This is a genomic window from Janthinobacterium sp. OK676, from assembly GCF_900103595.1.
In the GTDB taxonomy this organism is placed as follows: Bacteria; Pseudomonadota; Gammaproteobacteria; order Burkholderiales; family Burkholderiaceae_D; genus Janthinobacterium.
In genome coordinates, this window is the sequence record NZ_FNHA01000026.1 from 1 (window position 1) to 9484 (window position 9484).

Sequence of the window (9484 nt, forward strand, 5' to 3'; positions counted from 1 at the left end):
CGACCCGTTCCGCCGCGATGCGCTGAGCAAACCGGTGCGGCATCTGGACAAGTATAAAGATTACGTTTGATGTGATGGGGTTGTTGGATTACGCCCTGGCGGGCTAATCCAACCTACGCAAGCTACGCGTGGTACCGGCGTAATCCGACACCACTCTGACCGATCCTTGTATGACCCCGGCCATGCCGGGTTTTATGTGCCGGAACCATGTTCCATGCTTCCATGGTTCCGGCATTTTTTTACCGAATTGGAGTTCCAATGAAAGCCCTGCACCGCATCATCGCCCAGGCCCGCGCCGTGCCGAAACATATCGTCTTGTGCGAGGGCGGCGACGTGCGCGTGCTGCAGGCGGCCGCGCGGGCGGCAAGCGAAGGCCTGGCCCACATCACCATCGTGGGCAATCCCGCCGCCATCCTGGCCCTGGCGCAGGAGCACGCGCTGGACCTGGACGCCGTGCGCCTGGTCGACCCGATAGAATCGAGCGAGTCGGAACACTATGCCCAGCAATTGTTCGTGCTGCGCCAGGCCAAGGGCATGACGGTGGAGCAGGCGAGGAAAGCCGCGCAGGACCCGCTGTGCCACGCCAACCTGATGGTGCGCCTGGGCGACGCGGATGGCTGCGTGGCGGGCGCCGTGCACACGACGGCCGACGTGGTGCGCAGCGCCATCCAGATCATCGGCGTCGATCCGGCTTTCAAGCTCGTGTCCAGCTTTTTCCTGATGATGCTGTGCGAACCTTTCCACAGCCTCAAGGGCGGTTTTATCTTTTCCGACTGCGCCCTCGTGGTCGATCCGAAAGCCGAGGAATTGGCCGACATCGCCATGGCGGCCGCCGACAGCGCGCAAGCCTTGCTGATGGAAGAACCGCGCGTGGCCATGCTGTCGTTTTCCACCAGCGGCAGCGCCCACCACGCGGCCGTGGACAAGGTGCATGCGGCCACGGACAAGGTCAAGGCCCAGCGTCCGCTGCTGGCCATCGATGGCGACGTGCAACTGGACGCGGCCATCGTGGCCGAGATTTCGCAGAGAAAAGTCAAGGATTCCGTCGTCAACGGCCGCGCCAACGTGCTGGTGTTCCCGAACCTGGACGCGGGCAATATCGGCTATAAATTGGCCGAGCGCATGGGCGGCGCCGTCGCCATCGGCCCCTTGCTGCAAGGCTTGAAGAAGCCGGCCAACGACTTGTCGCGCGGCTGCAGCGCCGATGACGTGTACAACGTGATTGCCGTCACGTCCGTGCAGGCCCAGGGTGGGCGCTGAGTTGTTCAGCCTGCCCGTGCTGGCGCTGCTGGGTGTGGTGGCGGCGGGCACGTATTTCCAGACCGTCACGGGCTTTGGCCTGGGCATGATCGTCATGGGCGTGGCCAGCGGCTTGGGCCTGGCGCCCGTGCCCGCGCTGGCGGCCCTCGTCAGCCTGCTGTCCCTGGCCAATTGTCTCGTGGCCTTGCCGGGCGCCTTGCACCACCTGGACTGGCGCGCCATCCGCGCCGCCGGCATCGGCTTGCTGCCGGCCATGGCGGCCGGTGTCTTGCTGCTCGGCTACCTGGACCAGGCGTATGCGCCCTTGCTGAAGCTGCTGCTGGGCGCGGCCATCGTGTATGGCGGCGTCAGCATCCTGCTGCAGGCGCCGCCGGGGCCGGGTGCGGCCGACAAGCGCAGCTTCTTCATCAGCGGCGTGTGCGGCGGCCTGTTCTCGGGCCTGTTTTCGCTGGCCGGACCGCCGCTCGTGTACCAGTTCTACCGCCAGGAAATGAGCTTGAAAACCATCCGCTACAGCCTGATCTTCCTGTTCGCCATCAGCGCGGGCGGACGCTCCTTGATGGCGGGCAGCCAGGGCCAGCTCGACGCAAAAGTGCTGTTGCTGTGCGCGCTGGCCTTGCCCGTGGGCGTGCTGGCGACGATGGCCGGCAAGCGCTACCCGCCGCCGATCGCGCAGCGCGGCATGCGCCGCATCGCGTTTGCCGTGCTGACCGCCATCGGCCTCTCGCTGATGGCGGCAGCCGTGCCGCAATTGTTCGGCTAGTTTCCAAGCGTGCGGCGCTTGCAAAATATGCAAACAGCCTTTATATTCGCGGTTCTTTCTAGAACCTCTTCCTTATTGGAGCCAAAAGTGCCTCGCTTCTTCGCCATCACCTGCTAACGCTGACGAAATGCTCTTTGCAGCATCGTTCGGCGCGTTGACGCCCCCGATTGCTGCGGCACTGCTCTTTCCGCACACGTATCCAAGACTACGCTCTTGATCGTCCACGCCCGAACACGTCGTCAGCACCCCTGACCCTGTATGGACACGCCCCGGTGAACGCGGCGTGGGACGCTATGTTTTTACAATCTTTACCCTTATTCAAATACCCGCGCACGCCGCACCTGGAAGGCTCGCGCCTGCAGGATGGCGACGACGGCTCGGACCAGATGCCCCTGAAAAAGCTGGCCGGCCAGTACGTCGTCATCGAGGAGAAAATCGATGGCGCGAACTCCGCCGTGTCGTTCAGCGATGCAGGCGAAGTGCTGCTGCAGTCGCGCGGCCATTACCTGGCCGGCGGCGGCAGCGAACGCCAGTTCAACCTGTTGAAACCGTGGGCGCATGCGCACGAACACGCCTTGCTGGGCTTGCTGGAAGACCAGTATGTGCTGTTTGGCGAATGGTCGTACAGCAAGCATTCCGTGTTTTACGACCGGCTGCCCCATTACTTCAACGAGTTCGACGTGTATTGCCGCCGCAGCCAGATGTTTTTGTCGACGGCGCGCCGTCACGCCATGCTGGCCGGCTCGCCCGTGCTGTCCGTCCCCGTGCTGTATGCGGGCTTGATGCCCGCCACGCCGAAACAGCTGTGGCAGCTGCTGCGCCATTCGCTGGCCAAGTCCCGTCTGTGGCGCGACACGTTTGAACACGCGGTGGCGCGCGAGCGCCTGCCTTTGGACTTGTGCTGGAAGCAGACGGACAAGTCCGACCACGCGGAGGGCCTGTACCTGAAAGTGGAAGACGACGAGCAAGTGCTGGCCCGCTACAAGCTGGTGCGCCATGACTTTACGCAAACCATCCTCGACAGCGGTTCGCACCACAGCACGCGGCCATTGATTCCCAACCAGCTGGCCGAGGGCGTGGACCTGTACGCGCCGCAGCCGCTCGTCACGTGGGAAAGCCTGGGCTTGCATACCTGCCGTTCGCTCGATGAACTGGCAGCTTTATCGAGGAGTACAACATGATGCACTGGAAAACCCTGCAGCAACTGGCGCCCTTGCCTGGCCAGTCGCCCGACTTCAACGCTTGCCTGGCCGCCTTCCCGCAGCTGGAACTGGCGAAAAACACGCCGCAAAACCCCGTGTATCACGCGGAAGGCGATGTGTGGACGCATACGATGATGGTGGTCGAGTCCCTGCTGGCCATGCCCGAGTACCGGCAAGCCACGCGCGCGGAACAGGAAATCGTGTTCCTGGCCGCCTTGCTGCACGACGTGGCCAAGTGCAGCACGACGGTGATCGACCCGGTGACGGGCGCCATCGGCCAGCCCGGCCACTCGCGCAAGGGCGCGCTCGATGCGCGCATCGCCTTGTGGGATTGCGACGTGCCGTTTGCCGCGCGCGAGGAAATCTGCCGCCTGATCCATGTGCACCAGGTGCCGTTCTTTGCGCTGGAAACGTCGCGGCGCGGTGTCACGCCGGAATTTACCGTGCGCGAACTGTCGTGGCAAGTCGATATCCGGCTGCTGGCCATGCTGGCCGAAGCCGATATCCGCGGCCGCATCTGTCCCGATCCGCAGCGCATTTTGGATGCCATCGAGCTGTTCCGCGAACTGGCGCGCGAGGAGGGTTGCTACGGCCAGCGGCGCGCCTTTGTTGACGATCACACACGCGTCAAATATTTTCGCGGCGCCGAAGCCCATCCCGACTATCCATTGTTTCAGGAAGCGGGTTCGCACGTGATCGTCATGTCGGGCTTGCCCGCGTCGGGCAAGAATACGTGGGTGGACAAGCACCATCCGCGCCTGCCCGTCGTGTCGTTTGACGATGCGCGGACGGCCTTGGGCTTGAAGCACGGCAAGAACGAGGGGCAGGTGGGCGACTATGCGGAAGAGCGGGCGCGCGAACTGTTGCGCAAGGGGGAACCGTTCGTGTGGAACGCCACGCACCTGTCCAAGCTGATGCGCGAAAAGACGCTCAATCTGCTGTACAAGTACCACGCGCAGGTGGAACTTGTGTACCTCGAGCAGCCGCGCAAGGAGCTACTGCGGCGCAACGGCCAGCGCGACACGTCGCTGAGCAACAAGAAGCTGCAAGCGATGCTGTGGAACTGGGAAATCCCGCTGCCGATGGAAGCGCACACGGTGCGCTACGAGGTGGGCTGAACGCTAGCGTTTGCGGCCACCAAGCAACTGCGCGATCTCGCTGAACAGCTCATTGTTCAGCGAGGCGGGCAGGGTGGTTGCCAGGCTGCGGCTGTAGTAGGCGCCCAGGTCCAGGCCCAGCCCCAGCCCGCAAATCTCGATGGCGCCCTGCGCTTCGCGGCGCGCCACCACTTGCTTCAAGTGTTGCGCCAGGTAAAACTCGTCGTTGGCCAGATTCGTGGCCGTATCCATCGGACAGCCGTCGGACACGACGAGCAGGATGCGCCGTCGTTCCGGGCGTGCCAGCATGCGCGTGCACGCCCAGTCCACGGCTTCGCCATCGACGCCTTCGCGGTACAAATCCGCCTTCAGCAGGGCCGCGATGTCGGGCCGCGCGCGGCGCCAGCTGGTATCGCCATCCTTGAAGACCATGTGCACGAGTTCATTCAAGCGGCCCGGATTGGCCGGCGAGCGGGCGCGCATCCAGTCGCGCTTGGCTCGTCCGCCGTTCCAGGCGCCCGTCGTAAAACCCAGCAACTCCGTCGCGACACCGGCCTGGTCCAGGGCGCGCAGCAGGATATCGAGCAGCACGGCCACGGATTCCGCGTGCGTCTTCATGGAGCCGGAGCAGTCGACAAGAAAGGTGACGAGGCAATCGGCTTGCGGTAAAAATTGTTCCTTGCGAAACAGCCTGCGTTCGGACGGCGAGCTGATCAGTTGCGCCAGGCGCCGGCCGTCGATATACCCCTCTTCCTCGCCGAAGGACCAGCCGTCGCGCTCGGGCACGGCCAGCAATTGCGTGAAACGCCGCGCCAGGCGTGCCGTGTTGATGCCGAGGCTGGCGATGCGCTCGTCCATGCGTTCGCGGTATTCGAGCAGCAGGGCGCGGCGGACCAATTCACCCGCTTTTTCTTCGCGGTCGTATGCCGTGGAGTAGGCCTTGTAGCCGCCATCGCCATCGCTGAAGGCGCGGCTCTCGCCCAGCGGGGCGGCGTCCGGAAGGTGGTCGTTGTCGCTGTCGAAATCGAGCAACAGCTTGAAGGCCGCCTGCGCCTTCGCATCGCCGGCGGCGTCTTCGCCGCCATCGCGCGCCGTTTGCGCGTCTTTCAGCATGGCGTCGACGGCGTGGCTGATGGCCAGCGCATGGCGCGCAAAGGCGGCCTGGTCGGCGCGGTGGCGGCGCAATCCCGCCAGGTCGCCGCTCAGTGCGGAAGAAACGGACCAGCGCGTCGCCTCAATAAAATCTTCCGTCTTTTCCAGCACGGGCCTGGCCGTCAGGCGCGACCAGCACATCTGGAATACCGTGTACAGCAGCAAGCCCGACGCGCCCTCGGCCAGGCCGGAATCGTAGAACGCATGCGACCAGGCCGTGAAGCGGTGGCGCAGGTTGTGGATCACGCCTGCGTGCTGTTCTGGTGCAAGCGTTTCCACTCTTAACTGTTCCAGCAATTCAAACACGAGCCGCGCCACGGGTTCCGCCGGGCACAGGGACTTGTGCAAGGCCGCATCCGTGTGCAGCAGCCGCAGGGCCACGCTGTCGGCCGCACCGCGCAAGGACGGCAAATCCTGCGGCGCAGCATCGGGCTGCAGATGGGCCGCATGGATGGGTAGCGGGCGGTGGCCGTCGTGCAGCCGCCGGCCCCGGTAGCGTATCGAGGGCGAACCGCTGAGGGCGCGGATGGCGCCCGCGCACAGTTCATCCGTTTCCTGCTGTTCGCGCGTGTAGGCGGCAGGCGCCGTCGTTTCCGTACTCATGCCTGGCTCGCCAGCAATTCCTCATTGAAGCAGCGTTGGTAATACTCGGCCACCATGGGCCGCTCGGCCTCGTCGCATTTGTTGAGGAAGGACAGGCGGAAGGCCAGGGCCGGGTCGCGGAAGATCTGGCAGTTTTCCGCCCAGGTGATCACCGTGCGCGGCGACATCAGACAGGCCAGGTCGCCCGCCGCATAGCCGTGGCGCGTGAGGCTGGCCACGGCCACCATGCTGGCGGCCAGCTGGCGGCCCGCCTCGTCGTCCATGGCGGGGACACGCGCCAGGACGATCTGGGTTTCTTCCTCCTGCGGCAGATAGTTCAATGTGGCAACGATATTCCAGCGGTCGATCTGCGCGTGGTTGAGCACTTGCGTGCCGTGGTACATGCCGTTCAGGTTGCCCAGGCCCACGGTATTCGACGTGGCGAACAAACGGAAGTGGGGGTGGGGCGTGATGACGCGGTTCTGGTCGAGCAGGGTGAACTTGCCGTCGCGCTCGAGGATGCGCTGGATGACGAACATCACGTCGGGGCGGCCCGCATCGTACTCGTCGAAGATCAGGGCCACGGGCCGTTGCAGGGACCAGGGCACGATGCCTTCCTGGAATTGCGTCACCTGCTGCTGTTCGCGCAGCACGATGGCGTCCTTGCCGACCAGGTCCAGGCGGCTGATGTGACCGTCGAGGTTGACCCGCACGCAAGGCCAGTTCAGGCGCGCCGCCACTTGTTCGATATGCGTGGACTTGCCCGTGCCGTGCAAGCCCTGCACCATCACGCGGCGGTTGTGGGTGAAGCCGGCGAGGATCGCCAGGGTCACGTCCTTGTTGAAGCGGTAGGCGGGGTCGATGTCGGGCACGTGCGGGTCGCGCTCCGTGAAGACGGGCACGAGTAGGTCGCTGTCGATATCGAACAGGCTGCGCACGGACTGCAAGGTTTGCGCCGCTGCGGCGGGGGGATGTTGGCGTGAATCTGGCACCTTGTTCTCCTGTGAAACCGCAGCATGGGCGCTACGGCGGTTATGAATGACCGGTTTGTAATGCGGCGTCGTCGTCCCCGCCCGTCGTCGGCATGGTTTCCGATTCGATGGCGGCCAGGGCTTGCGCGGCGCGTTGCAGTGCTGGCAAGAAATGTAAAGCCTTGTCGTGCGTCAAACGGATGATGGGCGCCTGGATGGCCACGGCCAGGTTCGAGCGGCCGTTCGGGTTCGGCACCAGCACGGCCACGCACAGCAGGCCGGGCAGGAATTCCTCGTCGTCCAGCGCATAGCCGTTGCGGCGCACCAGTTCCAGTTCGCGCTCGAGCTTGACGGGGTCCGTTTCCGTCTTGTCCGTAAAGCGCGTCAATTCCATGTGGCCCAGCAGGCGGCGCCGTTGCACGGGCGTCATCTGTGCCAGGAACAGCTTGCCGCTGGACGAGCAGTGGGCAGGCACCCGCGAACCGGGATGCAGGTAGAAGCGCAGCGGGGCCGCCGTTTCCACCCGGTCCAGGTACACCACTTCGCTGCCGCTGAAGGCCGTCAGGTTGCAGCTTTCGCCCACTTCCTCGACCAACTGGCGCAAGACCATGCGGCGGGCGCCATGGAAAGTGTTGTTAATTAGCAGGTTCGACGCCAGGCGGCGCAGGCGCACGCCCGTGCTGTAGTGGCGGCCATCGCTTTCGCGCTGCAGCACGCCCACGCTTTCCAGCTGTTGCAGCATGCGGTGCAGGGTGGGTTTCGGTAGCCCCGTTTCTTCCACCAGCGCCTGCAGTGACAGCAACTGGTCTTTTTCGGCAATCACTTCCAGCAAAGCAAACAAACGCATCGTGGGCGTGTCGCCTTCCAGTTTTTCCGGCTCAAGTTTTGGGGATGAAATCATGTCCATGGTGGCCTCGGTTGTCTGTCTGAGTGTTATTTCATTTTCGAACTCAAATTGTACCGTTTCCTTGAAATTCTGTTTGACTTTTGATTGCTGAACGCTTAAATTGAATTGTATATCAAATTTCGGAACAAAATATACCGTTTTTTGATAATTTAGCCGAAGCTTATCACCACAGACCAGGAGACACCCATGAATGACATGACCGACCAAAAAGCCGCCGCCGCAGCGGCCATCCCCACCGGCCCGCAAAAGATGACGCCTTCCGAAGCGTTCGTGGAAACCCTGGCCGCCAATGGCGTGACCGACATGTTCGGCATCATGGGCTCGGCCTTCATGGACCCGATGGATATCTTCGCCCCCGCCGGCATCCGGCTGATCCCCGTCGTGCACGAGCAGGGCGCCGGCCACATGGCCGACGGCTATGCCCGCGTCTCGGGCCGCCATGGCGTCGTCATCGGCCAGAACGGCCCCGGCATCAGCAATTGCGTCACCGCCATCGCGGCCGCCTACTGGGCGCATACGCCCGTCGTGATCATCACGCCGGAGACGGGCACCATGAGCATGGGCCTGGGCGGCTTCCAGGAAGCGAACCAGCTGCCGATGTTCGAGGAATTCACGAAGTACCAGGGTCATGTGACGAATCCGGCCCGCATGGCGGAATTCACGGGCCGCTGCTTTGACCGCGCCATGTCGGAAATGGGCCCGACGCAATTGAACATCCCGCGCGACTATTTTTATGGCGAAATCAAGGCGGAAATCCCGAAACCGAACCGTCTGGACCGTGGCGCCGGCGGCGAGCAGAGTCTCAACGATGCGGCGGAACTGCTGGCGAAAGCCAAGTTCCCCGTCATCATCTCGGGCGGCGGCGTCGTCATGGGCGACGCGATCGACGAGTGCAAGGCCCTGGCCGAGCGCCTCGGCGCACCCGTCGTCAACAGCTACCTGCACAACGACTCCTTCCCCGCCAGCCACCCGCTGTGGTGCGGTCCGCTCGGTTACCAGGGTTCGAAGGCGGCGATGAAACTGATCGCCCAGGCCGACGTCGTCGTGGCCTTGGGTTCGCGCCTGGGCCCGTTCGGCACCTTGCCGCAGCACGGCATGGATTACTGGCCGAAGAATGCGAAGATCATCCAGATCGACGCGGACAACAAGATGCTGGGCCTGGTCAAGAAGATTTCGGTGGGCATCTGCGGCGACGCCAAGGCGGCCGCGAAAGCCATCCTGGCGCGCCTGGACGGCAAGGCCCTCGATTGCGATGCGACGCGCGACGAGCGCTATGCCACCGTGCAAGCCGAAAAGGCCGCGTGGGAAGAGGAGCTGACGAACTGGACGCACGAAAAAGATGCGTACAGCCTGGACATGATCGAAGAGCAAAAGAAAGAGCCGGGCAATTACCTGCACCCGCGCCAGGTCTTGCGCGAGCTGGAAAAAGCCATGCCGGAAGACGTGATGGTGTCGACCGACATCGGCAACATCAACTCGGTGGCGAACAGCTATCTGCGCTTTGAAAAGCCGCGCAGCTTCTTTGCGGCGATGAGCTTTGGCAACTGCGG

General features: G+C 63.7%; 8 protein-coding genes. 5 read left to right on the plus strand and 3 right to left on the minus strand.

Features of this window, described 5'->3' with window-relative positions; translation table 11 throughout:
* The first annotated feature begins 258 nt into the window (after positions 1 to 258).
* The 4 genes from pta to BLU39_RS27935 all read left to right on the plus strand — a co-directional run bounded on the left by pta (position 259) and on the right by BLU39_RS27935 (position 4343).
* The gene (gene pta / locus BLU39_RS27920; RefSeq protein ID WP_092719702.1) at positions 259 to 1260 is read left to right on the plus strand and encodes a phosphate acetyltransferase; all 1002 of its coding nucleotides are present in this window, start codon (positions 259 to 261) and stop codon (positions 1258 to 1260) included.
* Position 1261: 1 nt separating this feature from the next.
* Complete coding sequence (locus BLU39_RS27925) at positions 1262 to 2023, plus strand: sulfite exporter TauE/SafE family protein (protein WP_254789086.1); 762 nt, start codon at positions 1262 to 1264, stop codon at positions 2021 to 2023.
* A gap of 293 nt (positions 2024 to 2316) precedes the next feature.
* On the plus strand, positions 2317 to 3204 hold the full coding sequence (locus BLU39_RS27930) for an RNA ligase family protein (protein ID WP_092719708.1): 888 nt from the start codon (positions 2317 to 2319) through the stop codon (positions 3202 to 3204).
* The gene (locus BLU39_RS27935; protein ID WP_092719722.1) at positions 3204 to 4343 is read left to right on the plus strand and encodes an AAA family ATPase; all 1140 of its coding nucleotides are present in this window, start codon (positions 3204 to 3206) and stop codon (positions 4341 to 4343) included. Before BLU39_RS27930 ends, BLU39_RS27935 begins: the two co-directional genes overlap by 1 nt.
* A gap of 3 nt (positions 4344 to 4346) precedes the next feature.
* On the opposite strand, the gene BLU39_RS27940 is transcribed toward BLU39_RS27935, so the two are convergent.
* From BLU39_RS27940 to BLU39_RS27950, 3 genes are read right to left on the minus strand one after another with little or no spacing between them, the layout of a single operon-like run.
* Positions 4347 to 6077: a cobaltochelatase CobT-related protein gene (locus BLU39_RS27940; RefSeq protein WP_092719711.1), complete on the minus strand. Its 1731-nt coding sequence runs from the start codon at positions 6075 to 6077 to the stop codon at positions 4347 to 4349.
* A complete protein-coding gene (locus tag BLU39_RS27945; protein ID WP_254789087.1) occupies positions 6074 to 7048 on the minus strand; it encodes an AAA family ATPase in 975 nt (324 codons plus the stop codon). Before BLU39_RS27945 ends, BLU39_RS27940 begins: the two co-directional genes overlap by 4 nt.
* A 40-nt stretch (positions 7049 to 7088) precedes the next feature.
* Positions 7089 to 7934 (minus strand): IclR family transcriptional regulator, encoded by an 846-nt coding sequence (locus tag BLU39_RS27950; protein ID WP_092719716.1) that lies wholly within the window; start codon positions 7932 to 7934, stop codon positions 7089 to 7091.
* Positions 7935 to 8120: 186 nt separating this feature from the next.
* On the opposite strand from BLU39_RS27950, the gene xsc reads away from it, so the two are divergent.
* On the plus strand, positions 8121 to 9484 hold a 1364-nt coding region (gene xsc / locus BLU39_RS27955; protein ID WP_092719719.1), incomplete at its 3' end, for a sulfoacetaldehyde acetyltransferase.